The organism is Borrelia sp. MN22-0132 (assembly GCF_049201035.1).
Taxonomy (GTDB): domain Bacteria; phylum Spirochaetota; class Spirochaetia; order Borreliales; family Borreliaceae; genus Borrelia; species Borrelia puertoricensis.
Genome location: NZ_CP138334.1, coordinates 734,921 through 759,164 on the forward strand (window position 1 = coordinate 734,921; position 24,244 = coordinate 759,164).

Consider the following 24,244-nt stretch of genomic DNA (forward strand, 5'->3'; position numbering starts at 1 on the left):
TTTTTGTTATAATTGGTCATGAATTTTATTTTATAGGCTTTATATACGATTTAAATAAATAAGTTTAAGTTTACGAATTTAAGTATATTTTTTTAATTTTTTATATAATATGTTTATTGAGATTGGATATTAGAGATTTATTAATATCTTGATATTTTTATATATAAATTATGATCTTATATGTTTTTTAAATAGCATATATGAAGTGAATGTTATGTCTTTAATAAACCAGTTAAGAAGGGGTATTTATGTTAGACAAGAAACTTTTAGGTGAGTTTGGGGATATCTCGCAAATTTCTGATAATGAGCTTCTTGATGTTACTGAAAAATCCAAAAGGGGATATCAGTTGATAAAGGAAGAGAGACTTCTTGAAGCAGAGGCATTGTTTAATGATATCTTACAAAAGGATTATGATAATAATTATGCTCTTGTTGGACTTGGAGACATTGAAAGGAAGAAGCGAAATTTTGATAAAGCTATAATTTATTATCAAAAATGCCTTGCTAAACATTCAAATAATAATTATGCACTTTTTGGATTGGGAGATTGTTATAGAAGTTTGGGTGATTATAAGAAGGCTACAGATGTATGGGAAGAATATTTGAAATATGATCCTGAAAATATTACGGTTCTTACAAGAGTTGCTTCTTCTTATAGGAAATTAAAAAATTTTCAAAAATCTAGGCAATCGTACTTAAGAGTATTAGAACTTGTACCTGATAATGATTATGCTCTTGTTGGTATTGGACATCTATATTATGACTTTAAGGAATATAAAGAAGCGTTGAAATATTGGCTTAGGATGTATGAAATAAATCAGGTTAAGATTGATGTTCGTGTTTTAACTTCAATTGGAAATTGTTATAGGAAATTAAAGGAATTTAGCAAGGGAATTTATTTTTTCAAAAGAGCTTTGGAAATTTCTCCTAATAATTTTTATGCTATTTTTGGACTTGCTGATTGCTATAGAGGAAGTAAAGAGTATCATGAAGCCTTAAAATATTGGCTTACAATAATAGATAAGGATCCAAAGAATAGTCTGGTTTTAACAAGAGTAGGTGATACTTACCGGTACTTGAGAGAGTATGAAAATTCACAAATTTATTATAAAAAAGCTCTTGATGTTGATTTTGACATGTTTGCTATACTTGGTCTTGCATTACTTCAAAAGGAGCAGGGGCAGTATGGAGAGGCATTGTCAGCTATTAAAAATTTGATAAAAACCAATCCTAAGAACTCAATATTATATGTAAATGCTGCTGAATGTTATGAGTCATTAGGTCAGATTGAAAGTGCTATAGATATTTTGTCAAGTTTCTTGCAACTTGGAATGAAAAATGTTACTATCATTGACTACATTACTAACCTTAAAAAAAAGATGGATTCATGAATCTTAATTTTGAAAGATCTATTTTTTTAGAAAAGTTGATAGATACTCACGTTCATTTTAATGAACTTAAGAAAAATTCTATTGATACTCATTATCTTATTAATGAATGTTTTAAAAATGGATTTTCTTATTTTCTTGATATTGGATTGTATCCTAGTGATTTTTATGAGAGAAAGCAACTTTTAGATGCTTATCCTAATATTTCACTAACAGTTGGAATACATCCTTTAAGTAAGGCTTTAAGAGATGATTTTGAATTGATTGAGAGTATTTTAGCAAAGGAAAACGTTGTTGCTGTTGGTGAAATTGGACTTGATTACCTTAAAGGAGATAATAAAAGGGAGCAGATTGAAACTTTAAATATTCAATTGGATTTGGCTAGTAAATATAAAAAGCCCGTCATTTTGCATGTAAGAGAGGCTTATGATGATGTTTACAATATTATTAAATCTTCCAATTTTATAAGTAGAGGCATATTGCATTGTTATTCAGGTAATTATGAGTATGCTAAAAAATTTCTTGATTTTGGATTTAAGATATCTTTTGCAGGTAATTTAACTTTTAAAAATTCAGAGCCTTTAAGAGGAGTTTTAAAGAAATTAAATATTGAAGATATTTTAATTGAAACAGACAGTCCATTTTTGGCTCCAGTTCCTTTAAGGGGCAAGATTAATGCTCCATGTTTTTTAGGATATACATGTCTTGAGATTGCAAAAATTAAAAATTGTGATGTGGATAGCGTTATAACTGCGTTGTATGGTAATTTTAAGGATTTATTTAATGATTTAATTTAACAATTATTTTCTCTCATTAGTAATTAATATTTTTTGTTTGTCAATTGTTGCTTATCAATTCACTTAAATGTATGTTAATTTATAATTAGATTTATATTGTTTTTTCATAGATGTTGAATTCGTATTGAAAATCTTTATTAATTTTTTTTGTTATTTCAAGCAAATCGAGTTCATTCATGCTGATTATGTATTTTGTGTTAATTTCTTTTAAATCTTTTTTATTACTTCCAATCAATATAAATTCTATTTTTTTAAAAAAGGATGATTCTGATAATTTTTTTAAAAGAACGTGATTATTTTTCATTGAGAATAGGATCACTTTTGTTATTTTTGGAGTAATCAAATTTTTTAAATACAGAATATTTTTATCATTTATTGTAGTAATGTTTATATTTTGTTCTTTTGCACTTTTTTCCAAGTGTTTTGAATCCGTTTGATTTAGTGTGTTGTCTTTCATTATTAATGAGTTTGTTAAATCTATTGAGGGGTTATTGAATATAAAATCTATTGCTTTTTTTAATGAAAATTTTACTTTAGATAGATAAAAAGTTTTTTTTTTAATTTTATTGATATTAAATATTTCATTGTTTGATTTATGTGTTAAAAGTATTTTTTTTACATTATTTAGTTTGTCTTTAATAATTTCGATGTTTTTTTCATTGATAAAGAGTGTTTTATCTTGTATGAATGGAGAATTTTTAATTTTGAAAAAATACTCTGTGGCGTCTGAAAAAATTATGACATAACTAAAATTTTTATCTGTGATTTTATTGTTTTTACAACTTAAATTTAGAATTAAAATAATTGCAATAATAAAAGTCTTTATTGTATGTATCATTATTTTACAGTTCCAATGGCTTTCTTGTTTACGATTGTGATTCCTAATAGTATTATTAATGTTATTAGAGCGTAAATTTGTTCGTTAGTTAAAATTAATACTTTTAAAAATGTTATAATTGCTTCTAAGATCAAGATAGGAATAAAAATTAATTGATATCCATTTATGTTTTGTGTTATATGAAGACGTATTCCTTTTTCGCATATAATTGCTGTGAATATTAGTTCTAATATATGTAGAAGCGGTATTTTAATATACTCATATGTGCCAAAAACTTTACTGTTTGTTATGATGAGTGCTAGATTTTTAGAGAGTATTAGTCCAAATGCAAAATATATTAAAAATATTGGATTTTTTTTAAGCAATGAGTTTGGATTGAATGTAAAAAAAAATGTGAATATAAATAATGGAAAAACATAGTAATATATTTGTTCTTTAATAAATATTGAATATGCTAAACTGAATTTTGTTTGGTAATTTATGAGCAAGCTTTTATATAATATGAATTCTTCTATCAAATATAGTAGAGAAAAAATGGTCATTGCAAATAATATTGATGTTGCATGAATATAATTTTGCTTAATTAACTTTAATTGAGGATGTTTTATTATCATGTATAGTTTAAAAACTAAAGGTAGGCTTGTTAGTAAAAATATATTCATAATGGGTAAATTTTACTTTTAAATGACTTATTAATCAATTAAATTTTTACTTTTTATAATTTTTCAAAAATTCTTTTTATTATTGTGTTTAAGAGATATGTGTTCGAATTTACTTTTTAGAGAAGGTATATTAAAATTAGTTATTGATTAATGCTGTTTGAGGAGTGAGTATTTTTAAATGATAAATAGAAGTTCCGGTAAGGATAGATCAAGATCCGGTGATAAAGAATTGAGAATTAATCATAAGATTAAGGCCCGTGAGGTTAGGGTTATTTTTGATAATGGAACTCAATCTGTTTTGCCAATTGAAGATGCTATTAAGTGTGCTAGGGATGCTGAGCTTGATTTGGTTGAGGTTTCCCCAAATTCAGTGCCACCTGTTTGCAAGATAATTGATTATGGGAAATATAAATTTCATCAGGAAAAGCGTCAAAAAGAGCAAAAAAGAAATCAAAAAATAGTTAAACTTAAAGAAGTTAGGATGCAGCCAAAGATAGATACTCATGATCTTGATTTTAAGTATAGAAATATTTTAGGATTTCTCAAAGAGGGTAATAAAGTAAAAGTTACTATAAGATTTAGAGGACGTGAACTTGCTCATACTCATTTGGGCTATGGAATTTTAGAGAGTATTCTTGAGAGGGTAGGTGAGTCTAATTATGTTTTAGAGTCCCCTGCTAAGATGGAGGGCAAAACAATGTTTTTAATTATTGCACCTAAGTCTAAGAAGTAGTGATTAAGGAGATGTAAATGTCAAAAATGAAAACATGTAAAAGTGCAAAAAAAAGATATGCTTTTACTTCAAAAGGTAAAATTAAATATAAGAAGCAAAATTTAAGACATATTTTGACAAAAAAGTCTTCAAAGAGAAGAAGGAAGTTGGGTAAGTCAGGTTTGGTTTCAAGTTTTGAGATTAAGAGAATCAAAACCTTATTGCCTTATGCTTAAATATTGATTTAAGGAGATTATATGGCTAGAGTTAAGAATGGGATAGTTCACGTTGCAAGACGAAAGAAGATCTTAAAGAAAACCAAGGGTTTTTGGGGTACTAAGAAAAGTAATTATAAGAAAGCCAAAGATACTCTTCGTAAAGGCATGATGTATGCTACAAGAGATAGAAAGACTCGTAAGAGGAATTTTAGAAGTTTATGGATTGTAAGAATTTCTGCTGCTTTAACTGGTATGGGAATTAACTATTCAAAGTTTTTTGAAGGTTTGAGAAAGTCTAATATTAAACTTAATAGAAAAATTTTATCTAATTTAGCAATTGAAGATATTGAAACTTTTAAAAAAATTGTTTACGAAATAAAAAATTAAAAACTTCCTGGGAAGTTTAATTGTAGGGATTAGAGTTATTTTTTGCGACATCTCACTAAATTGGGGGATTTAAGTATTTTTTTAACGGATAGTTGCATAGGCGTATTAAAAGTTAAAAATGAAAGTCCCATCTTTGAAAATAGCGCTAAATGAAAATATTCCTATGTTGGCTTCTCGGGATTTTATTTAAAGGAATATTATTTGTGAAATTTATTTCTCTTGATAATATCAGTAAGCAAGATAGTCTTATATATTATAGAAGAGTATATTTTGCTGACGCTTTTTATGAATATAAGGGTTTTAGTGAGACTAAGCAAGTGAAGTTTACAATAGAAGTAACTCCTTTAGGTGAGAAACATATCACTATTGATTTTATAGATCCTTTAAATTATCCTGTTCTTAGTTTGATGGTTGCAATCAAGAGGCATGTTATTGATCTTGATATAAAAGGTGAGCTTCCTTGACATTATCTTTTGAAACAGAAAAGGAAATGATAAACTTTTCTAAATCTTTTTTTAATCCCTTGCCTATTGGTAAGATATTTGGTCTTTGTGGTGATATGGGAGCTGGGAAGACAACCTTTTTAAAAGGTTTGGCTTTAAATCTTGGCGTTTCTTACTTTACAAGTCCAACTTATAATATTGTTAATGTTTATGAGTTTGTAGATTTTAAATTTTATCATATTGATTTGTATCGTTTGAATATTTTAGATGAGTTTCAACTTATTGGTGGAATGGAGATTATCTTAGATATGTCAGCTATAATAGCTATTGAGTGGCCAGAGATAATTATTGATGTTTTGCCAAAGAATAGATTGGTGTTTTTAACATTTAAAATAAAAAATACTAGTAGGATTTTAGAATTTAGCAATGAATACCCTTGCAATTGAATATTCACATAAAACTTTGTTGATTCATTTTGAAATTAATGGTGAGGTCTTTTCTTTAATTAAGGGTAAAGATAAGATTAATTATGCTCTTAGTATTCCAAAATTATTTAATGATTTTGTATTAGAGTGTGGTATTGATCTAAATAAACTTGATTTACTTATTAATTCTTCTGGTCCTGGTTCTTTTACAGGCTTGAGAATTAGTTTAAGTTTTCTTAAGGGGCTTTCTTTAGGTCTCTCAATTCCTTTTGTGAATGTACCTACATTTGATGTTTTTGCGAGATTGGTTAATACAAGCGCAGATACGCTAACTTTAAGTTTTACAGCAGGTAAATATTTCCTTGGGTGTTATAAGAATTCTAAATTTTGCGGGAAAATTTTTTGTTTTTCTGAATCAGAGTTATTTGAATATTTAAATAGTTTTGACTTTAAATTTGTTATTGTGGGTAATGGTATTGAATTTATTTATGAAAAGCTTAAAAATAAGTTTGAGATTATCAGTGATATGGATTCTTTTGGTTCGGTTTTGACGGAGCTTGGCAAGTTTAAATATTTAAAAAACAGACAGGGAGATGATATTTTGTCAGGACCTTTTTATGTAAGACTTAGTGATGCAGAAATTGAATCTTATTTACTAAAATAATCAAATAAATTTTTAATTTTATGTATATTATTCTTGTCTTGTAGTATTGATTTTTTGTTTTCTTCTTTGATGATGTCATAAATTTCAGATCTAAGTATTTTGATATTTTCAGGGGCTTTTATAGCTATTTTAACGCTATCTTTTTTTATTTCTAATATTGAAATTTCAATGTTAGAGTCTATTTTTATGCTTTCGTTTGTTTTTCTTGATAATACTAGCATATTTATTCCTTCTTAAAGACTCTATATCTAAGATAATGCTCTTCATTTGTAGATATGGCTTGTTTCCCAATTAATTTCTTTTTGTTTAATATGATTGGAGCTTTTAAATTAGCCGTTATTTCTCTATAGTTTTTTACATGCATGTTAATTATACATAGTATGACTTTTTCATCTTCATTTTCTGTTTGGATATCTAACCAATCTTCTTCCTCTATATTTGGCAAATATTTTTCTAAAAAATTAAAGGGCGATGTTACTAAAAAGTTTATTTCTCCGTTTATCGATTGCATTATAGAGAAAGGTTTGTGTTCAGAATCTTTGATTATAAATTCTTTAATCTCTTCAAATCCCAGTATCCCTTCAGGAAAGTTAAATTTTATACTAATTTCGTTTTTCATTTTATTTTAGAAAATCTAATAATGTTGTTTGCATGATTCTTGCGGAAACCCCTAAAGATACTTGATAAGCTAAACTTGTCATGTTAAGTTCCGTTATTGCTTTTGTGACATCAAGATCGGTATATTTAACCATATCATCTCTCATATCCATTATTTCTTTAGTTATCCTTTCATAACTTCTATCAAGCCTATTTTCTTTAGTGCCAAGATCAGCTAATGTTGCAAAAATTTTATTTAAACTTGCATCGATTTCTGCTAAACTTCTACTTCCAATAATTTCTTCTCTATTTTCTTCTAGATTATCTCTTAACTCAATTAAGCTATCAAAAATTGTTTTATTTCTAACCTCAGCATTGTTTGCAATATTATAGGGAGGTTCTTTGGTATCATTATTTTGGGTCAGAATACCTAGCTCTTGTAGTACTGTTGAACCTTTCTCTTCTGTTATCCATATTTGGTGAGGTATTGTTGTTTGTATGACTATTGAATTTAAAATACGATCAAGAGTAGCTTCGACAGGAGCAGATGATTCATTTATCTTGGCAATAATGTCAGCAGCGGTATCACCTGCTGTTAATACTATTTCAATGTTATCAATATAAATTTTTGTGTTTTCCTTGACAATAAATCCATTAACATTTTTTGATGATGTTATGTAATGATTGTGAGAAAAAAATATTTCGCTTCCAGGATAGTTATTTGGGATATAAATTCCATTATATATTTCAGTTGTTTGTTCTGTTTGGTTTCCATTGTAGTCTATTCTTACTATTTGAGTTTCTGCTTTATCTTGAGTTAGTTTGTTTATCCTGTTTTCTCTAATTACTTTAAATGCTTCATTATCAATTTTAGTTCCTGCAAATATGCTATATCCATCTGATCCTTTTACATTTGCTATTGCAACGACATCTTCAAGTATTGCATTTATTTCTTTTGCTATTATCTTTTTATCATCAGCTTTGTATGTACTGCTTGCACCTTGGACAGTTATTTCTTTTGCACGAGTTAAAATATTTGCAAGGGATTGTAAATACCCTTCCATATATCTTAATTTTCCTTTGGCGCTGTTGATATTTTTAACATAGGTATTAAGCTTAAATATATCACTGTCTAATCTTATTGCATGAGTGACACCTGTTGGATCGTCTCGCAAATTTGTAATTCTTTTTCCACCTTGGTATAGGCTGCCTAAAAGTTTTGTTATTTTTACTTCTTTGTCTGTTGAAGATGTCTTTAAGTTATCATATGTCAAAGGATGACTTACTCTGTTTATCATACATTATACTCCCATTTTATTTATGATTGTATCTATTAATTCTGCAGAAACTGTGATGAATTTGCTTGCGGCAATAAATGATTGTTGAAATTCTATCATGTTTGCTAATTCTTCATCTTTATTGACACCAGATATTGATAGTCTTAAATCAGTTAAACTTTTAAGTATTTGTTCTTGACTATTTTTTGTAATTTCTGCTGTTTGTCCTTTGATTGCAATATTGGAAGCCGTGTTTGCGAAGTAGTCATTTAGTGTTGCATTCTTTCCAATCATGATTTGTGAGTTTACAAAAGATGCAATACGTAACGCTGCCTTATTGTCTCCAATAGGAGCGTTGTTTGTTGGAGTTTTAATTCCCGATACAATCTTTGATGGATCGTCTGCAATTTCTCTAGATACTTTAAGCCATGCAGCTGGATTTTTGAGAGGAGCTATTGAGTAGCTAGCTGTATTTATTAGTTGGTTGGTAGTATTAATGTCTTGATAGTTATAAGCACCCTCAGTTCCCGATGCATTTAAAATGCCTGTGTAAGTTGTTAAAAATATCCCAGAATCTTCAATATATCTAATTCTAAAAATAGCATTGTCGTTTTCTTCTTCTTTGATTGCCTTAATTTCAAATTTTCCTTCTGCATTAATTCTTGCAGTGACTTGTGAGTTGGAGTTATTTATTTTATTTATTACGTCTTGGACGGTATCTGTTGTATTGTAGGATATTTCTATAAAATCATTTTTATTGATTGCTTGAAATTTGAGTATTCCTGAAAATCCTAGATTTTCTTCTGGAAAAATTTCATTTGTACTATTTATTTTAAATATATGAACAGAATCAAATTGACCATCTCCATTGCTGTCATGTCGTCCACGCTCATCGGTTAGCTTGTATTCTTGGTCGAAGAAAATTCTTCCGTTTTTTTGATCAAGGCCGTGTCCTGACACGTGAACTTCATTTACAAGCTCTGTGATATTAATTGCCATGTTATCTATTTCATTAATTTCGTTTTTAATTTCGTTATCTCTTACATTAATAAGAGCCCCTAATTTTCCCGTATTAATATTAGCCGGTTCTCCATTATTCCATAAAATATTCCATTTAGTTCCTGTAGGGCCATTGGCTGCTTCTAATATAAATTCATTTGCAATTGCACCTTGAATTAGATGTTTTCCTTCTACATAAATTAAAAATTCATTAGGGTCTCGCTTATTTTCTATGGAGATACTGATTAAATTGCTTAGTTTATCAACTATTAAATCCCGTTCATCCATTAAATCATTTGGCTGATCTTTCATGGCGATTGCTTTTGCAATTTGCTTATTAAGCTCACTGATATTCCTAAGGTAGTTATTTATCTCTTCAGTAGTGATTTTTACTTCGTCATTTGCCATTGTGTATATTCGTTTAAGAGAATGAAATCTGCTGTTTACTACTTCTGCAAAAGATTGTCCGCGTTCTAGTATAATATTTCTTTCAGCTAGTCCTTGGGGCTGTTTTGATAAATCTTGCCAGCTGTCCCAAAAATCATTTAATCTTTTTCTGATTGATTGTTCTTCCGGTTCATTATATACATTTTCAAGCAGAGAGATAAATTTGTCTTTTGAACTCCAATAGCCAAGTCTATGTGATTCTTCAGCTATTTTTATATCAAGCAAGTCGTCTCTTACTCGTTCTATGGTTTGAACCATTATTCCTTGACCTAGTTGACCAACTTTGTTTGTTCTATTTAATTGAGGAGCATAAATTGGCATTTCAGTTTTCATTATAACTCTTTGTCTTGAATATCCGGGTTTTGACGTGTTAGTTAGATTATGTCCAATTGTGTTCATAGCATCTTTGTGTGCAAATAAACTTTTTTTCCCAATTTCTATTCCTGAAAATGTTGAATCCATTTAAAACTCCTTAAGTAGTTAAAGTTTTTTGTTTATTAAAACGGATGCTTCATTTAAGTTTCCGCTTTTTGGTCCATAGGGATTTTTATAAGTTATGTTGTCTACGCTTTCTTGAGCGTCTTTAAATATTAGATCTAAAATACCAAGAGATGTTTCTGTGTAGCTTGATATTAAGTAATTTAAGTTCTGGATATTCAATATCCCTATTTTTAATCGATGAAAATAATTATATATCTCTTTTTTATAAACCGAACACAGTTTTTCTATAGCCATGTAAGTTGATTCAAATTTTTCAGGAGCTGTAAAATTTTTCCAAAGCTCATCTCTCTTTTGTTCTATATCTTTAAATTTGTGAAGATAAATGTTTGTTTTATTTATTGCTTCTTTAAACATCGTTTCGTTTTTTTCATCAAGATATCTTTTTATATTTAGGTACATATCATATATATCTTCTACTAAAAGAACTTCTTCTTGTAAAGTATTTTTCAGTTCAGTTTCTAATTTGGTTTTCATCTTTATAAAGTAAATTATAAGTGAAATTCATAATATTTACAAATTTAGGTCATTTATTTATGTAATTGTATTTTTGAATTTTTTCTTTTATTTTTAGTCTTTGCCATTTATGCTATGTTATAATTTTTGTAGTCTATGAGCAAGTTTTTTCACAGAGAAGATGATATTGTTGCACTTGCTACTCCTTTACTTAGTAGTGCTTTGTGTGTGATTCGTAGTAGTGGGATTTCTTCAATTGAAAAATTTTCTAAAATATTTTCAGATCCTAAGCGACTGCTTGAAGCGTCTGGTCATACCATTCATTATGGGTATTTAATAGATAGAGAAATTTGTGAAAAATTGGACGAAGTTGTTGTTTGTCTTTATAGAGCTCCAAAAAGTTTTACAGGTCAAGATTCAATAGAGGTTATGGCCCATGGCTCCCCTATTGGTATAAAGAGAATTATAGGCTGTTTTTTGAAAGTGGGATTTAGAATGGCTGAGCCTGGTGAATTTACTCTTCGTGCTTTTTTGGCTGGAAAACTTGATCTTACTAAAGCAGAGGCAGTAAATGAGTTAGTTTCTGCTAAAACTAATAAGACCCATGCTCTTGCTGTTAACAAGCTTTCAGGTTCTTTGTTTACTAAAATAGATTTGATCAAAAAAGATATTTTAAATTTTCTCTCAGCACTTAGTGTTCATCTTGATTATGAAACAAGTGAATATGAGGTTACCATTCCTTTTGAGGTTATTTCAAAAAGCAGAGATGAACTTAAGAGATTGATTGATTCTTATAATACTGCAAGGAAACTTGATCATGGAATTGCATTAGTTTTGGCCGGTTCTGTTAATGTTGGCAAATCTTCTCTTTTTAATTTGTTACTAAAGGAAGATAGGGCTATAGTTTCCTCTTATGCTGGCACTACAAGAGATTACATTCAAGCAAGCTTTGAATTTGATGGTATTTTATTTAATGTTTTTGATACAGCAGGACTTAGAGAGACTAGTGATTTTGTTGAACAGTTGGGTATCGTTAAAAGTAATTCTTTAATTAAGGAAGCATCTTTAGTGCTTTATGTTATTGATTTGAGTGCAAGATTAACAAATGACGATTTAAAATTTATTGATTCTTATAAGGGACATTCTAAGGTGATTTTTGTTTTAAATAAGATGGATTTAGAATCAAATAAACAAACAGTTGAATTTTTTAATTCGGATAATATAAATTCATCAAATTTAGTAAAGATTAGTACTAAGACTTTATTTGGCATAGATTCTCTTTATGATAAGATAAGGTCATTGACATGCTTTGATTATATTGATATTGATGATTATGATGTTATCGTATCATCAAGTCGCCAAGTAGAACTTTTAAAAAAAGCTTATACCTTAATTATTGAGTTGTTAAATAAGATAGAAAAAGGTATAAGCTATGATATGTTGGCATTTGATGTTTATGAAGTTCTTAATTTTTTAGGCGAAATAACGGGAGAGGTTACTAGTGAAGATGTACTTGACAATATGTTTAAGAATTTTTGTTTAGGAAAATAGATATAGATATGGATTTCGATGCTATTGTGATTGGAGGTGGACATGCTGGTATTGAAGCATCCTTAGCTCTTGCAAGATTAAATTTTAAGACGCTTCTAATTACTCAGAATTTAGATACGATTGGTAAACTTTCTTGTAATCCTGCTATTGGTGGACTTGCTAAGGGAAATATGGTGCGTGAAATTGATGCTCTTGGAGGAGAGATGGGATGCCTTATTGACTTTAGTATGATTCAATTTAGAATTTTAAATAAAAGCAGAGGGCCTGCTGTTCAGGCACCACGTGCTCAGGCTGATAAATTGGCGTATCAGGTTAAGGCAAAAGAAACATTGGAAAGGCAAACCAATCTTGATCTTTTTCAAGATACCGTTAGTGACTTTTTGCTTAATTCTATGAGTAATAAAATCGAAGGTGTTGTTACAGAGAGGGGAAATAAATTTACATCTCGTGTTGTGGTTCTTACAACCGGAACTTTTCTTAGAGGTAAAATATTTATTGGTGAATATAGAGCTTGTATGGGGAGAATTTCTGAACCTGCTGCCTATGGTCTTGAAAAAATTTTACTTGAACTTGGATTTGAGATGGGTAGACTTAAGACAGGTACTCCTGCTAGGGTTCATAGAAAGAGTATAAATTTTGCAAAAACAGAAATTCAATTTGGAGATTCTGATATCATTCCTTTTTCCTTTTCAAATACTAAGATAGATAAAGTTCAACTCTCTTGTTACATTACTTATACAAATAAAAAAACCCATGAAATAATTAGTGACAATATGCATCTCTCTCCGCTTTATTCCGGTGAAATTATTGGGAATGGGCCAAGATATTGTCCTTCAATTGAAGACAAGATAGTAAAATTCAAAGATAAAGATAAACATCAAATATTTATTGAACCTGAAGGGCTGAGTACTGAAGAGATGTATCTTAATGGTTTAAGTTCATCTTTACCCGAGGATGTTCAAAAAAGATTGATCAATAGTATTGATGGACTTGAAAATGCAGTTATTACAAGACCTGGATATGCTGTTGAGTATGATTATATTAATCCTATTGAATTATATGCAAGTCTTGAGACTAAAAGGGTTAAAGGACTTTTTGTTGCAGGACAAACTAATGGATCATCAGGATATGAGGAAGCCGCAGCTCAAGGATTGATGGCTGGAATTAATGCAGCACTTAAGTTGCAGGGGAAGGATCCAATGATACTGCCAAGAACAAGTTCTTATATTGGGGTGCTTATTGATGATCTTGTTACTAAGGGTACTAAGGAACCTTATAGAATGTTTACCTCAAGGGCTGAACATAGGCTTAATTTAAGACATGATACTAGTGATAAGAGGTTGATTAAGTGGGGATATGAAGTTGGGCTGGTTAGTGAGGAAAAATATTCTAGATATTTTTTCAAGGAGAAGCAAGTAGAAGAAATTAAGGAACTTTTGAGGCAGAGGCGTCTTAAGGAAAGGGAAGCTAGTACTTTACAGTTAAAGAAACATATTAGTAAAGATTTTTATCATATTATAAAAGATCCGTATATCAATTTAAGTGATCTTATTAATATAGATCCTAAGTTTAATGCTTCAAAAGTGATTCTTGAACAGGTTGAATTAGATATTAAGTATGAAGGCTACATTAATAGACAAAGAGATTTAATTAGAAAAATGAATAACCTTGAGCTTATTAAATTACCCCTTGATTTCAATTATGAAATTGATGGTTTATCCAGAGAGGCTAGGGAAAAGTTTGTTAAAATCCAGCCAGCTAATCTTGCTCAGGCAAGTAGGATTTCTGGTGTTAGAAATACAGATATACAAGTTTTACTTGTATATTTTTCAAGTCCTAAAAATAAGGTAGTGCTTAATTTGGCTTTATGATGAATGATTTTGAACTTTCTTTGAAAATTTTAGGAGTTTCTTTTACTTCAAAAGGCATTGATAAATTAAAATTTTATATAGAAAAAGTTTTATTATTTGATACTAGGTTTAACTTGGTGTCAAATAATGATCGAAATTTTGATGCAGTGCTTTTACATGTTCTAGATTCTGTAGCGGGATTGTCTATTATCAAAGATAATAATCCACGGCAAGTACTTGATGTAGGTAGTGGAGCTGGATTTCCAGGGATTGTTTTGGCTCTTTTTGATAACTTTAGAAAGTATATTCTTCTTGAACGTAGCAATAAAAAAGCTACTTTTTTAAGGATGATTAGTTTAGAACTTGGTTTAGACAATGTTGAGGTATTAGAACGTGATGTTGATAAAGAGCAAAATAAATACGAATTTATTACAATCAGGGCTTTTAGAGATATAAGAGAATATGCAAGGATTTTGAAATTGATTTTGAAAGATGGGGGGGTGATTATGGCTTATAAGGGTAAATTAAATAAGATTAAGTTTGAAATTAGTCATATTGAATGCTTGTTTAACAAAATAGAAATAAAATCATCAACAATGAGTGATGATAAAGAGAGGAATTTTCTTTTGCTTTATAAGTAGTTATTTTATTTTTTCATTTTATCGTTTATATTTTATTTTTGATGAAAAATTTTAGTACGATAGGAGTGGTATGAAAAGTAGTTTTCAAATAGATTCTGAAGTAGAGAATGCATTAGGTTTAATAAATAAGTTTAGAAGAGAAGTTGCAAGTAGAATCCTTGGTCAAAGGGAAATGATAGATGCTATTTTAATGGGAATTTTGACTGAAGGGCATGTTTTGCTTGAAGGTGTACCAGGCCTTGCTAAAACATTGACAATTCAAACAGTTTCAGATGTTCTTGATCTTGGGTTTAAGAGAGTGCAATTTACCCCGGACCTTTTGCCTTCTGATCTTACAGGTAATATGGTATATAAGAGTACTACAGGGACTTTTAAGGTTAGAAAGGGGCCTGTATTTTCAAATATTATTTTAGCGGATGAAATTAATAGAGCACCTGCAAAGGTTCAATCAGCACTTCTTGAGGCAATGAGTGAGCGTCAAGTAACTCTTGGAGATGAGACACATAAACTTCCTGATCCATTCTTTGTTCTTGCAACACAAAATCCAATTGAACAAGAGGGGACTTATAATTTGCCAGAAGCTCAACTTGATAGATTTTTGTTAAAGGTTAATGTGAAATATCCTTCTATTCAAGATGAAATTAAGCTTCTTAAAATATTCTCAGTTGATGGCGGGCTTGAGAATATTAAAGTTGCAAAAATAATGAATGCTTATTCTTTAGCAGATCTCAAGCGTACAATTGGTAAGGTTAAGGTAGATGATAAGATAATGCTTTATATCGTTACTTTAATAGCGGCTTCTCGTGAAAATGACAAAAAAACTTATCCATTTACTAAATATATTGAGTTTGGAGCATCTCCTAGGGCATCACTTAGTTTGCTCAAATGTGCTCGTGTTAATGCCCTTTATGAGGGGCGATTGTTTGTTCTTCCTGAAGATGTTAAGTCGGTGGCTTATAATGTGTTGAGACATAGAATTACCCCATCTTATGAGGCAGAGGTTGAGGAGATGAATACTGATGATATTATTAAGATACTTCTCTCAGCTGTGGCGCTTCCTTAAGGGTTTAAATTTCATATGCAATATGATAATGAATCAAATGCTAGTACTAAGACTAAGATAAAAGCTTTAAAATTTTTCTCCAGAAAAATGCTTTTGGAGCTTAATTTTGGTGGATATCGTTCTATTTTTAAGGGTCTTGGTCTTGAATTTCATGAGTTTAGACCTTATGAGGAGACGGATGATGCTAGATTGATTGATTGGAATGTTAGTTCGAAAACGGATAGCATCTTCTCTAAGGTTTTTAGAGAAGATAAGGGAATGAATCTTCATTTACTTGTTGATAATTCTCTTTCAATGAGTCTGGGAAGCTTGACTAGTAAAAAGGAAATTCAAGATTTATTAGTTTCTATTTTTGCTCATATGGCATTTTTTAATAATGATAAGATAGGTATAACTTTTTTCTCAAGTGAAACGGATAAGTTTATTTCATCTCGAAAGGGGCATTCACATTTAGGGCGAATTTTAAATGAGACAATAAATAGGCACCTTAAGAGAGGAAGTAATTTAACTTATGTATTTAAAAATACAGCTGAATATTATAAGAAAAGATCTTTAATTATCATTATTTCAGATTTTAAAGCCAGTAATTATTTTAAATCTTTAACTGTTCTTAGTAAACGTCATAATATTATTGCAATAAGGCTTACAGATTTTTTTGATGAAAATCTTCCTCAATATGGATTTTTAACTTATGAAGATATTGAAACTTGTGAAGATTTTTTGACCTCTGGATTTAGTAAAACGATATTGAATAGTTATAAAAATTATTGGACATTAGATAAAATCAAATGGAGAAAAGAATGCATAAAAAGAGGTATTAATTTTATAGAAATTAGTACTAAAGATGATGTTTTTAGAAAGCTAAAAGCTCTTTTAAAAAAGGAGAATGATATTTGAAAAACACAATTGTCTTTGTCATGTCTTTTTTGTCTTTTTATTTATTCTCTTATGAGATAAAAAATGAGATATTTATCCCAACTCGTTATTATGTGGGAGATACTGTTGAGCTTAAATTTTCGTTAATTCTTGGTGAGAATGAAAAATTTATCCCTGCTGAATTTGAGGAAATTAAAAATGAGTTTGTTGAGGTTAATTCACTTCTTTACAGACCTGAGAGCGGGGAGGTAATAATATATTTTGTTTCGTTTTATGTCGGCAGCAATACTCTTCCGCGTATTTATGTTGGAGATATTATCAGCAATGATAAATCTTTTAAATTAATTCTCAATAATGTCAAAATAAATACTAGTAAGTTAATTGCAGATGATGATGTTCTTAAAATTCAGGATATAGAGGGAGTGCTTTTTCTTCCAGGAACAAGTACGTATCTTGTTATTTTTGTTTTAGCTCTTGTAGTAGTTCCTTACTTTTTTATTAAATTTTTGAAGATTGTCAAGCAGTTATTAGTGTTTTTAATAATGAAGCATAATTTAAGAAAACCTTATAAAGTGTTTCAGAAACAAATGATTATTTTGTCTAATTATATTAAGAGTCACGAAGAACAGGTTATTTTTTATAATTTATTGAATTCATCTTTAAGGGTTTATTTGTCTAAAAAAACAGGTTTTGATTTTAATGCAATTACTACGACGGAAATTTCTGAAATTTTGCAAAATTTTAACGTTCCTTATGAAATTCGTTCAACTTTTGTTAATATGCTTAGGCTTTCTGACTTTAGTAAATTTAGTGGAATCAATTTATCAGGTGGAAATCTATCACTTGTTTTAGATGATTTAAGGAAAGCAGCTTTTAATTTTGAAGAATTTAATAGAGGGGATAATGTTAACATTCAATGAGCCTTTATATTTATTTTTACTTATAATTCTTCCATTAATAATTTATTTTAGCCATTTTTTTAAGCGTAGAGGAGGAAAAGTTAAATTTCCAATATCTATTTATGGAAACTTTGGTTCTATAAAATTAAAGGATTATGGATTGAATTTGCTATATTTTATGACTTATGCTTTATTTTATTTAGCAATGACAGTTATGATCTTAACCTTAGCAGGTCCTTCTATTTCGAAGAAGAAAACGACTTATCTTAGTAGTGGAGCTGATATTGTTATTGTTTTGGATATATCTCCTAGCATGGGTGCTATTGAATTTTCATCTAAAAATAGACTTGAATTTGCAAAAGAATTGATTAAATATTTTGTTTATCAGAGAGAAAATGACAATATTGGATTGGTAGCTTTTGCTAAGGAAGCTTCTTTAATAGTTCCACTTACAATTGATAGAGATTTTTTTTCTAAAAAATTAGACGATATTTATATTATGGATCTTGGCAATGGTTCTGCTTTGGCCCTTGGTATTTCCATTGCTCTTTCTCATTTAAAGCATTCGGAAGCACCTAAGAGATCAGTGATTGTTTTAACAGATGGTGTAGTTAATTCGGATGAAGTTTATAAGGATCAGGTAATAAATCTTGCTCAAGGATTAAATGTTAAAATTTACTCTATTGGGATTGGTAGTAGTGAAGAGCTTAGTGTTGGGTTTAAATTGAGATCTGGTAAGTTTTATCAAGGTACTTTAAGAGAGATTTATGATTCTAGTATGATTTTTGAGATTTCAAGTAAAACAGGAGGACTTTTTTATTCTGTAGGTGATGATTTTTCATTTAAACTTGCAATACAGGATTTTTCGAAAAAGGAAAATGTGGAGAGAAAGGTTAAAATTTCGGTTGATAATGATGATGTTTACAATGAATTTTTATTGGTAATATTTTTCTTATTAATCCTTTACTTCATTTTGTCTAAGGTCTTTTTGGAAGAGGTGTTATGAGTATAGGCAATTATTATGCTTTTTACTTGTTTATAATTTTATTTTTAGTTCTTTTTTTATATATTTATAATTTTAGAAAAGCGCTTCCATTGTTTAAGACTTTAAGTCTTATGTATGTTAATAATGCTTACATTAAAAATTATTATATAAAAAAAATTCTTATGATGTTCTTTTTTGTATTGAGTCTGGGTTCTTTAATTGTTTCTATCTTGGATATTTCTTGGGGGCAAAAAGCTACTGAGGATAAAAGATCAAATTTAAGGATATCTTTTGTTGTTGATATTTCTCGTAGTATGTTAACCTTTGATGAAGGAAAATCGATTAATAGGCTTGAGAGTGCTAAGAATTTTATTAGTTTGATTTTAAATAATTTTGAGAATGTTGAGTATTCACTTACTGTTTTTAAAGGTAAATCCTTGTTAGTGTTGCCATTTTCTAAGGATAAAGCTAGCTTACATAAGATGTTAAATTATATTGAGCCTAATTTAATAAGTTTTCCTGGTAGTTTTTTAGGTGAAGGAGTTTTTAGTACCATACAGGGAATAAAAGATGGTTCTTATTATAATTTTTTGGTAATTTTAACAGATGGAGATGAATGGGGTGAGAATAATTATTATACTTTTTCTAAGTTGATTGATGCACTTAATCTTACAAGCTTTGTAGTTGGGATTGGAAGTAATAAGCCATTTCCTTTGATTGATAATAATTTAAGTGTTAAGGATAAAAATGGCAATGTAGTGGAAGCCATGCTTGATGAGGATAATTTGTATCTTTTAACGTCTTCTCTTAAGGGTTCTTATTATAATTTATATTTAAAAGGTACTAATTATGTTATTAATGAGATAAGGAATGATATAATGAAAAAAAGTTCAAGTGATATTTTGCTTATTGGTATTCTAAGATATAAGCTTTTTTTAGCTATCTCTTTTTTATTTATAGTATTGTATCTATTTGTTAAGGTCATTAAATGGGACGAAACTTTTTAATTTGGTTTTTAATGAGTTTTATGTTTGCATCCTTTTTATCTTGTTCTAATATTAGAGCTATGTCTCTTATGGCCATTGGTAATTATGAATATATTAGAGGCGATTATCAGGGTGCGATTTCCACTTATTATGATCTTGTAGATGATAAGCAAGTTACGTCATGGAGTTATTATAATCTTGGGATTGTATATTATTCTTTAGGAGAGTATGAAAGCTCTCTTCGGATGTTTTCGTATGCAAAAAGAGATAATGATTCTTTTTTGAATTTTAATATAAACTATAATGAGGGAATAATATACTATAATCAAGGACTTTATCGAAAAGCAGAGGTGGCATTTAAGGAAGCTTTAAGGATCAATCCTGCAAGTTATAATGCTAAATATAATCTTGAACTTGCAATAATTAAAAAAAGAACTATTCCAGACGATTTAGATAGTTTAAGTGTTAAGAGAAGTCAAAATTTTATTGAGAATAATGAAAATTTTTTAAGGTATATTGAAAATCTTGAGAGGGTTTTATGGGTAACAAGGTCAGAAGAACAAACTGTGTCTTTACAAGAAGATTGGTGATATCTTTAGTTTTATTTTTTATAAATTTTGAAATTTATTCTTTATCTGGTACCGATTATTTAGTATCAACTAAGGTCCTTAAAGGAACTAAGGTTGTTCATGTGATTAGATTAAATTTATCTCAAGATATTGATGAGACGTCATTAAAGTTTGAAATAAGTAAAGATATAAATGATAACACCGAAATTGCTTCGATATCAAAGGTACCAGATGGAAATAATATTGTTACAGAAATAAAAATTGAGTATGATTTTGATAAATTGGGATTTGTTAAGATTCCTTCATTAAAAGTTGTTTATCTTGGGGAAGTTTATTTAAGTTCAGAGTTTGAAGTGGTTGTTTTAAAAGAAGATGAGTCGCAGTTTTTTGGTTTGCCAGTTAAATTGTATTGGGATTTTGATAAAGAAGAAATTTATGAGTATCAGAGTGTTGGGTTTGTTTTGCGTGTCAATTGGCTTGTGAATAATAATTTGAAGTCTATTGCTAGTTCTTTTAACGCTGTTAAAGATGCAATGATTGATAGAACCCCTATATTTGAAAATATTAAGTATAGGACTTTTAATAGTAAAGAAATCTTGGATGTACCCCTTTATAACTTTATCTTAACCCCTCTTAGAGGTTCAAAAGGTATTGTTATTCCTAGTGTTTCTTTTAATATAGGTGAAAATATTGCCCGTATGAGTCCTGGTATTTCTTTAAAAATTAAACCAATACCCGATGAGGTTAAGTCTTTGGCCGTTGGAACTTTTAAAATTGATTATGAATTTCCTAATTCAACTTTAATTAATCAAGATACTTTTACTGTTTTAATAAAAATTACAGGGCAAGGTAATCTTCCACATATTCGTTTTCCAGAAATTGAAACTTATAACTCTAAAGTTATTTATAATAAAAAAAATTATAATTTTGAACCTTCAAAAGATGGTTATAAGGGCAGTATATCTAGGATATATACTCTTAAACCAGATAATAAGGGTAATTTATTCTTAAATATTGGTGATTTTACTTATTTAAATCCTGATGATGGAAAAGTTTATAAACTTGATGGTAAACGACTAAAATATGAATATTATGGGGAATTGAAAAATAATAATGATTCTGGTCAAGAATTATTGTCAGATTTTAGTTTGCTTTCATATCATGATATTTTAAAACATAGGAATAAAACTTTTTTATTCTTTGTTCCCGTTTATTACTTAATTTTGATACCAGGAATTTTATTCTCTTTAGCTGTTTTTATTAAATATAAAAAGTTCTTTATTGCATCAGGTTGTGGATTAGTTATTTTAATATTAACTCTTGCTGTTAGTCTTAATGCTATTAACGATAGTTCTTTGTCAGAAGATAATATAAATGATTTAATTGAAGATTATAAATCAAAAAATTATGATAATGCTCTTAATAGAGTTGATAATATTCTTAAAAATAATCCAAGTTATTCAGGGTTGTGGTTAAACAGAGCTCTCATTTTGAATAAAATGGATAGATATTTTGATGCAATTTATTCAGCTTATAAAGCATTTTTTACTTCACCAAGTAATGATACCTTTTACAGGGTGATTGATTTTATTGAGGCTAAGAATGGAGTTAATGAAAATATTCGAAACAATAGTTTTGTTTGGTCTAATATTTTTTTTATTATTAGTTTAATTTTAATAAATATTTTAATAGTGATTATTTCTTATAAATTTTATGCAAAAAATTTAAAGAGAATTATTTTGTTCTTGCTTTTATCTGTAACGTGTTTTACTTTATTTCAAACATATTACTTTTATGTTGACCAGCAGTCTGAGATTGGAATTATTAAAGGTGATCTAGTTTCTCTTTATAAAGTTCCTGATAATTTTTCAAGAAGCTGGCGATTCTTAAACGGGAATATAAGTGTTTATCTACTTAATAGAAAAGATGACTTTGTTCTTATTCAAACAAGTCATGGCCTTCAGGGATGGATTCATAAAAACTTTATTGCATCTGTTAAAGATAGTTTAATATAAAGTAATAGCGATCTGTTAATTGATTTAACTTATTTTGATATAAGTATTTATTTTTCTCTATATACTATTCTCCCTTTTGTAAGATCATAAGGTGATAGCTCAACCTTCACTCTATCTCCAGGAACTATTTTTATAAAATGTTTTCTCATCTTTCCAGATAGATGAGCTAAAACTAAATGCCCATTTTTAAGTTCTACCCTAAACATTGTGTTAGGGAGAGATTCTTTAACAATACCTTCAGTTTCAATAGCTTCTTCTTTAGTGTTCAAAATGCCCCCTTGTTATTTATGTAACAGAATCAATTGTACACAATTAGGAATATCATTGCAATTATTTTTTATTAAAAATTAATGTACTAGTTTACATTATATGGGATTGTTTATATAATTACACGGAGTTTTTTAAAAATTGTAATTTATTATAGGGAGGTAATATCATGCATAAAAGTAATTTTGAGCATGAATTTGTTGAAAAGATGCGAAATTTTCTTTTAGAATCAAAAAAAGAAATATTAAATTCTATAAGATCTGTTGAGGATAGTAAAAGAGAGATCATTAATAATGATATGCATTTAAAGGACATCATTGATATTGCATTTGACAATATGGATGGAAATAATCTTGAAGCTTTAAGTTCAGTTGAGAAAAAGAAGTTGCATTTAATAAATCAGGCGCTTTATAGAATTTCCCAAAATACTTATGGTAATTGTTTGGCATGTGATAAGAGTATTACAAAAGAAAGACTTGAGGCTATTCCTTATGCATTTTTATGTATAAGTTGTCAGACTAAAAAAGAAAAAAAGAGCAAGCGATCAATTTAATATTTAATTGTTTAGAATTGTAATTTCTACTCTTCGATTTTTTGATGCTAAAGGAGATGAGTTTTCATACTTAGGTTTTTTAGCACCCCATCCTTTAAAAAATATTTGGTTTTTGTTCTTTACTTTCATTTTTAATAAATAGTTTCCAATTGAATGAGCTCTTTTTTCAGACAATTCTTGCATTTCTTGTTCTGTTCCAAACTTTGCTGTATGTCCTTCTATGAGAATATTGTTGTCTTTAAACTTTTCTAATAAATTGGCTATGTGTTTTAGTTTGTTGTATTCTTTTTTAAGAATTTGAAAAGAATCAGGATAAAATTCAATATCTAAGCTTAATTTGATGCCATTTTTGTTTTTCTCTATGTTAATAGAGTCTATCTGTTTTGTTCTAATATATTCTTTGACTTCATGCTCTATTATGTTGTCATTTGGTAACTCAATAGAGATTATTTTCCCAAATGAGTTTCCAGTCATTTTGATATTATTGTTGTCATTTTGCATTTGAAATTCATATGTATCATTATATTTATATATGTTTCCTAATTTTGAGTCGAAATAAATTATTTGGTTAACCTTTTGAGAGAATAATATGTTTTTTACGTTATATTTAGACTTGTAATTTGATAGAATTATGTCGTAGTATTTGCCATTTATTTTTTCTTTGCCTTTGTACACATAATTTACATCAAATTTTGTAACAAAATCTTTTATTTCTTGTGAAATTTCAGATGCTTGAATATATTCTTCTGCTGGATATGTCCAAGTTTCATTTACTTTTATGGGTGTTTTTGGGAATCTTGGGATGCCTCTAACAGAAGGTCTTTTTTGAGCATTATTAATTTTATATTCGCCTTGTTTGTTTATGCTAAAATTTCCTTCAAATTCTTCTTTAAGTAAGTAAACGTCGCTCTCATTATCTCTTTTTAACACTCTAAAGTAAGATTTGATATCTGCAAAATTGTTTTTTACATCTTTTACTTCGCTTGAAACTTGGATATTAGTTTTGGTTTTTGAGTTAAATCTTCCATTTAGGTAAATTTCTTGATTATCTGTAGTTTCTATTCTGAATTTAGCCCCCTTAGTGTATTTAAATTCTAATATTTCAGATGAAAATGCTAGAGTATTTGTTAAAAATAGTAATATAACAATTTTAATATTCATTTAACAAATTATATCATGAT

The 24,244-nt window shown here is 28.7% G+C and carries 28 protein-coding genes; 19 read left to right on the forward strand and 9 right to left on the reverse strand.

The genetic code is table 11. The features are described 5' to 3' along the window. Window positions 1-248: 248 nt before the first annotated feature. Together R5397_RS03455 and R5397_RS03460 are read left to right on the forward strand one after the other, a co-directional pair. On the forward strand, window positions 249-1,391 hold the full coding sequence (locus R5397_RS03455) for a tetratricopeptide repeat protein (RefSeq protein WP_421622903.1): 1,143 nt from the start codon (window positions 249-251) through the stop codon (window positions 1,389-1,391). Beyond that, entirely contained in the window at window positions 1,388-2,185 is a 798-nt protein-coding gene (locus R5397_RS03460; RefSeq protein WP_421622904.1) for a TatD family hydrolase, read from the forward strand. The genes R5397_RS03455 and R5397_RS03460 overlap by 4 nt, the downstream gene beginning before the upstream one ends. A gap of 91 nt (window positions 2,186-2,276) precedes the next feature. Here the strand turns inward: R5397_RS03460 and R5397_RS03465 are convergent, their stop codons facing one another. Both R5397_RS03465 and R5397_RS03470 read right to left on the reverse strand, forming a co-directional pair. Then, window positions 2,277-3,023, reverse strand: coding sequence for a hypothetical protein (locus tag R5397_RS03465; RefSeq protein WP_247065379.1), 747 nt, complete (start codon window positions 3,021-3,023; stop codon window positions 2,277-2,279). Next, on the reverse strand, window positions 3,023-3,685 hold the full coding sequence (locus tag R5397_RS03470) for a hypothetical protein (RefSeq protein WP_421622905.1): 663 nt from the start codon (window positions 3,683-3,685) through the stop codon (window positions 3,023-3,025). The genes R5397_RS03465 and R5397_RS03470 overlap by 1 nt, the downstream gene beginning before the upstream one ends. A gap of 178 nt (window positions 3,686-3,863) precedes the next feature. Here R5397_RS03470 and infC point away from each other — a divergent pair, with 178 nt between their 5' ends. The 6 genes from infC (at window position 3,864) to tsaB (ending at window position 6,534) form a co-directional block, all read left to right on the forward strand. Then, window positions 3,864-4,418, forward strand: a complete 555-nt coding sequence (gene infC / locus R5397_RS03475; protein WP_247065377.1) for a translation initiation factor IF-3 — start codon at window positions 3,864-3,866, stop codon at window positions 4,416-4,418. Window positions 4,419-4,435: 17 nt separating this feature from the next. After that, the gene (gene rpmI / locus R5397_RS03480) at window positions 4,436-4,633 is read left to right on the forward strand and encodes a 50S ribosomal protein L35 (RefSeq protein WP_025375227.1); all 198 of its coding nucleotides are present in this window, start codon (window positions 4,436-4,438) and stop codon (window positions 4,631-4,633) included. A gap of 21 nt (window positions 4,634-4,654) precedes the next feature. Further along, complete coding sequence (rplT, locus tag R5397_RS03485; protein ID WP_421622906.1) at window positions 4,655-5,002, forward strand: 50S ribosomal protein L20; 348 nt, start codon at window positions 4,655-4,657, stop codon at window positions 5,000-5,002. Window positions 5,003-5,205: 203 nt separating this feature from the next. Next, on the forward strand, window positions 5,206-5,466 hold the full coding sequence (locus R5397_RS03490; RefSeq protein ID WP_247065375.1) for a hypothetical protein: 261 nt from the start codon (window positions 5,206-5,208) through the stop codon (window positions 5,464-5,466). After that, window positions 5,463-5,891, forward strand: coding sequence for a tRNA (adenosine(37)-N6)-threonylcarbamoyltransferase complex ATPase subunit type 1 TsaE (tsaE, locus tag R5397_RS03495; RefSeq protein WP_247065374.1), 429 nt, complete (start codon window positions 5,463-5,465; stop codon window positions 5,889-5,891). The genes R5397_RS03490 and tsaE overlap by 4 nt, the downstream gene beginning before the upstream one ends. Then, the gene (gene tsaB / locus R5397_RS03500; RefSeq protein WP_421622907.1) at window positions 5,872-6,534 is read left to right on the forward strand and encodes a tRNA (adenosine(37)-N6)-threonylcarbamoyltransferase complex dimerization subunit type 1 TsaB; all 663 of its coding nucleotides are present in this window, start codon (window positions 5,872-5,874) and stop codon (window positions 6,532-6,534) included. The genes tsaE and tsaB overlap by 20 nt, the downstream gene beginning before the upstream one ends. On the opposite strand, the gene csrA is transcribed toward tsaB, so the two are convergent. From csrA to R5397_RS03525, 5 genes are read right to left on the reverse strand one after another with little or no spacing between them, the layout of a single operon-like run. Beyond that, entirely contained in the window at window positions 6,519-6,755 is a 237-nt protein-coding gene (gene csrA, locus R5397_RS03505) for a carbon storage regulator CsrA (RefSeq protein WP_421622908.1), read from the reverse strand. The genes tsaB and csrA overlap by 16 nt on opposite strands. Before the next feature lie 2 nt (window positions 6,756-6,757). Beyond that, window positions 6,758-7,153 (reverse strand): flagellar assembly protein FliW, encoded by a 396-nt coding sequence (gene fliW / locus R5397_RS03510; protein ID WP_421622909.1) that lies wholly within the window; start codon window positions 7,151-7,153, stop codon window positions 6,758-6,760. A 1-nt stretch (window position 7,154) separates the two neighbouring features. Further along, on the reverse strand, window positions 7,155-8,429 hold the full coding sequence (locus tag R5397_RS03515) for a flagellar hook-associated protein 3 (RefSeq protein ID WP_421622910.1): 1,275 nt from the start codon (window positions 8,427-8,429) through the stop codon (window positions 7,155-7,157). Window positions 8,430-8,432: 3 nt separating this feature from the next. Next, window positions 8,433-10,316, reverse strand: a complete 1,884-nt coding sequence (gene flgK / locus R5397_RS03520; protein ID WP_421622911.1) for a flagellar hook-associated protein FlgK — start codon at window positions 10,314-10,316, stop codon at window positions 8,433-8,435. A gap of 18 nt (window positions 10,317-10,334) precedes the next feature. Then, window positions 10,335-10,829 carry a flagellar protein FlbF gene (locus R5397_RS03525; protein WP_421622912.1) on the reverse strand — a complete coding sequence of 165 codons (495 nt, stop codon included), beginning with the start codon at window positions 10,827-10,829 and terminating at the stop codon, window positions 10,335-10,337. A gap of 135 nt (window positions 10,830-10,964) precedes the next feature. On the opposite strand from R5397_RS03525, the gene mnmE reads away from it, so the two are divergent. The 10 genes from mnmE (at window position 10,965) to R5397_RS03575 (ending at window position 22,243) form a co-directional block, all read left to right on the forward strand. After that, on the forward strand, window positions 10,965-12,359 hold the full coding sequence (gene mnmE, locus R5397_RS03530) for a tRNA uridine-5-carboxymethylaminomethyl(34) synthesis GTPase MnmE (RefSeq protein WP_247065367.1): 1,395 nt from the start codon (window positions 10,965-10,967) through the stop codon (window positions 12,357-12,359). A gap of 8 nt (window positions 12,360-12,367) precedes the next feature. Then, window positions 12,368-14,230, forward strand: a complete 1,863-nt coding sequence (gene mnmG / locus R5397_RS03535) for a tRNA uridine-5-carboxymethylaminomethyl(34) synthesis enzyme MnmG (RefSeq protein ID WP_421623065.1) — start codon at window positions 12,368-12,370, stop codon at window positions 14,228-14,230. Continuing rightward, window positions 14,227-14,850 carry a 16S rRNA (guanine(527)-N(7))-methyltransferase RsmG gene (gene rsmG / locus R5397_RS03540; protein WP_421622913.1) on the forward strand — a complete coding sequence of 208 codons (624 nt, stop codon included), beginning with the start codon at window positions 14,227-14,229 and terminating at the stop codon, window positions 14,848-14,850. The genes mnmG and rsmG overlap by 4 nt, the downstream gene beginning before the upstream one ends. Before the next feature lie 70 nt (window positions 14,851-14,920). After that, complete coding sequence (locus tag R5397_RS03545) at window positions 14,921-15,913, forward strand: AAA family ATPase (RefSeq protein WP_421622914.1); 993 nt, start codon at window positions 14,921-14,923, stop codon at window positions 15,911-15,913. Between the two features lie 15 nt (window positions 15,914-15,928). After that, the gene (locus tag R5397_RS03550; RefSeq protein ID WP_421622915.1) at window positions 15,929-16,810 is read left to right on the forward strand and encodes a DUF58 domain-containing protein; all 882 of its coding nucleotides are present in this window, start codon (window positions 15,929-15,931) and stop codon (window positions 16,808-16,810) included. Continuing rightward, a complete protein-coding gene (locus R5397_RS03555) occupies window positions 16,807-17,709 on the forward strand; it encodes a hypothetical protein (RefSeq protein WP_421622916.1) in 903 nt (300 codons plus the stop codon). Before R5397_RS03550 ends, R5397_RS03555 begins: the two co-directional genes overlap by 4 nt. After that, window positions 17,693-18,694 carry a vWA domain-containing protein gene (locus tag R5397_RS03560; RefSeq protein WP_421622917.1) on the forward strand — a complete coding sequence of 334 codons (1,002 nt, stop codon included), beginning with the start codon at window positions 17,693-17,695 and terminating at the stop codon, window positions 18,692-18,694. Before R5397_RS03555 ends, R5397_RS03560 begins: the two co-directional genes overlap by 17 nt. After that, window positions 18,691-19,680: a vWA domain-containing protein gene (locus R5397_RS03565; RefSeq protein ID WP_421622918.1), complete on the forward strand. Its 990-nt coding sequence runs from the start codon at window positions 18,691-18,693 to the stop codon at window positions 19,678-19,680. Before R5397_RS03560 ends, R5397_RS03565 begins: the two co-directional genes overlap by 4 nt. Further along, a complete protein-coding gene (locus R5397_RS03570; protein WP_421622919.1) occupies window positions 19,662-20,249 on the forward strand; it encodes a tetratricopeptide repeat protein in 588 nt (195 codons plus the stop codon). The genes R5397_RS03565 and R5397_RS03570 overlap by 19 nt, the downstream gene beginning before the upstream one ends. Beyond that, complete coding sequence (locus tag R5397_RS03575; RefSeq protein WP_421622920.1) at window positions 20,198-22,243, forward strand: hypothetical protein; 2,046 nt, start codon at window positions 20,198-20,200, stop codon at window positions 22,241-22,243. Before R5397_RS03570 ends, R5397_RS03575 begins: the two co-directional genes overlap by 52 nt. Before the next feature lie 47 nt (window positions 22,244-22,290). Here R5397_RS03575 and infA read toward each other — a convergent pair whose 3' ends face one another. Next, complete coding sequence (gene infA / locus R5397_RS03580) at window positions 22,291-22,512, reverse strand: translation initiation factor IF-1 (protein WP_011772125.1); 222 nt, start codon at window positions 22,510-22,512, stop codon at window positions 22,291-22,293. Between the two features lie 167 nt (window positions 22,513-22,679). On the opposite strand from infA, the gene R5397_RS03585 reads away from it, so the two are divergent. Beyond that, the gene (locus R5397_RS03585; RefSeq protein ID WP_421622921.1) at window positions 22,680-23,063 is read left to right on the forward strand and encodes a TraR/DksA family transcriptional regulator; all 384 of its coding nucleotides are present in this window, start codon (window positions 22,680-22,682) and stop codon (window positions 23,061-23,063) included. Window positions 23,064-23,066: 3 nt separating this feature from the next. Here the strand turns inward: R5397_RS03585 and R5397_RS03590 are convergent, their stop codons facing one another. Beyond that, window positions 23,067-24,224 (reverse strand): OmpA family protein, encoded by a 1,158-nt coding sequence (locus tag R5397_RS03590; RefSeq protein WP_421622922.1) that lies wholly within the window; start codon window positions 24,222-24,224, stop codon window positions 23,067-23,069. Window positions 24,225-24,244 lie beyond the last annotated feature (20 nt).

Excerpts from the sequence above, each read along its gene's own strand:
- R5397_RS03585 (WP_421622921.1), top strand. The coding sequence starts at position 22,680 with ATGCATAAAAGTAATTTTGAGCATGAATTTGTTGAAAAGATGCGAAAT.
- R5397_RS03460 (WP_421622904.1), top strand. The coding sequence starts at position 1,388 with ATGAATCTTAATTTTGAAAGATCTATTTTTTTAGAAAAGTTGATAGAT.
- rpmI (WP_025375227.1), top strand. The coding sequence starts at position 4,436 with ATGTCAAAAATGAAAACATGTAAAAGTGCAAAAAAAAGATATGCTTTT.
- infC (WP_247065377.1), top strand. The coding sequence starts at position 3,864 with ATGATAAATAGAAGTTCCGGTAAGGATAGATCAAGATCCGGTGATAAA.
- rsmG (WP_421622913.1), top strand. The coding sequence starts at position 14,227 with ATGATGAATGATTTTGAACTTTCTTTGAAAATTTTAGGAGTTTCTTTT.
- R5397_RS03570 (WP_421622919.1), top strand. The coding sequence starts at position 19,662 with ATGGGACGAAACTTTTTAATTTGGTTTTTAATGAGTTTTATGTTTGCA.
- R5397_RS03560 (WP_421622917.1), top strand. The coding sequence starts at position 17,693 with ATGTTAACATTCAATGAGCCTTTATATTTATTTTTACTTATAATTCTT.
- R5397_RS03565 (WP_421622918.1), top strand. The coding sequence starts at position 18,691 with ATGAGTATAGGCAATTATTATGCTTTTTACTTGTTTATAATTTTATTT.
- fliW (WP_421622909.1), bottom strand. The coding sequence starts at position 7,153 with ATGAAAAACGAAATTAGTATAAAATTTAACTTTCCTGAAGGGATACTG.
- mnmG (WP_421623065.1), top strand. The coding sequence starts at position 12,368 with ATGGATTTCGATGCTATTGTGATTGGAGGTGGACATGCTGGTATTGAA.
- R5397_RS03545 (WP_421622914.1), top strand. The coding sequence starts at position 14,921 with ATGAAAAGTAGTTTTCAAATAGATTCTGAAGTAGAGAATGCATTAGGT.
- R5397_RS03455 (WP_421622903.1), top strand. The coding sequence starts at position 249 with ATGTTAGACAAGAAACTTTTAGGTGAGTTTGGGGATATCTCGCAAATT.
- R5397_RS03470 (WP_421622905.1), bottom strand. The coding sequence starts at position 3,685 with ATGAATATATTTTTACTAACAAGCCTACCTTTAGTTTTTAAACTATAC.
- rplT (WP_421622906.1), top strand. The coding sequence starts at position 4,655 with ATGGCTAGAGTTAAGAATGGGATAGTTCACGTTGCAAGACGAAAGAAG.
- R5397_RS03515 (WP_421622910.1), bottom strand. The coding sequence starts at position 8,429 with ATGATAAACAGAGTAAGTCATCCTTTGACATATGATAACTTAAAGACA.
- R5397_RS03525 (WP_421622912.1), bottom strand. The coding sequence starts at position 10,829 with ATGAAAACCAAATTAGAAACTGAACTGAAAAATACTTTACAAGAAGAA.
- R5397_RS03575 (WP_421622920.1), top strand. The coding sequence starts at position 20,198 with ATGGGTAACAAGGTCAGAAGAACAAACTGTGTCTTTACAAGAAGATTG.
- mnmE (WP_247065367.1), top strand. The coding sequence starts at position 10,965 with ATGAGCAAGTTTTTTCACAGAGAAGATGATATTGTTGCACTTGCTACT.
- tsaB (WP_421622907.1), top strand. The coding sequence starts at position 5,872 with ATGAATACCCTTGCAATTGAATATTCACATAAAACTTTGTTGATTCAT.
- csrA (WP_421622908.1), bottom strand. The coding sequence starts at position 6,755 with ATGCTAGTATTATCAAGAAAAACAAACGAAAGCATAAAAATAGACTCT.
- R5397_RS03550 (WP_421622915.1), top strand. The coding sequence starts at position 15,929 with ATGCAATATGATAATGAATCAAATGCTAGTACTAAGACTAAGATAAAA.
- R5397_RS03465 (WP_247065379.1), bottom strand. The coding sequence starts at position 3,023 with ATGATACATACAATAAAGACTTTTATTATTGCAATTATTTTAATTCTA.
- flgK (WP_421622911.1), bottom strand. The coding sequence starts at position 10,316 with ATGGATTCAACATTTTCAGGAATAGAAATTGGGAAAAAAAGTTTATTT.
- R5397_RS03590 (WP_421622922.1), bottom strand. The coding sequence starts at position 24,224 with ATGAATATTAAAATTGTTATATTACTATTTTTAACAAATACTCTAGCA.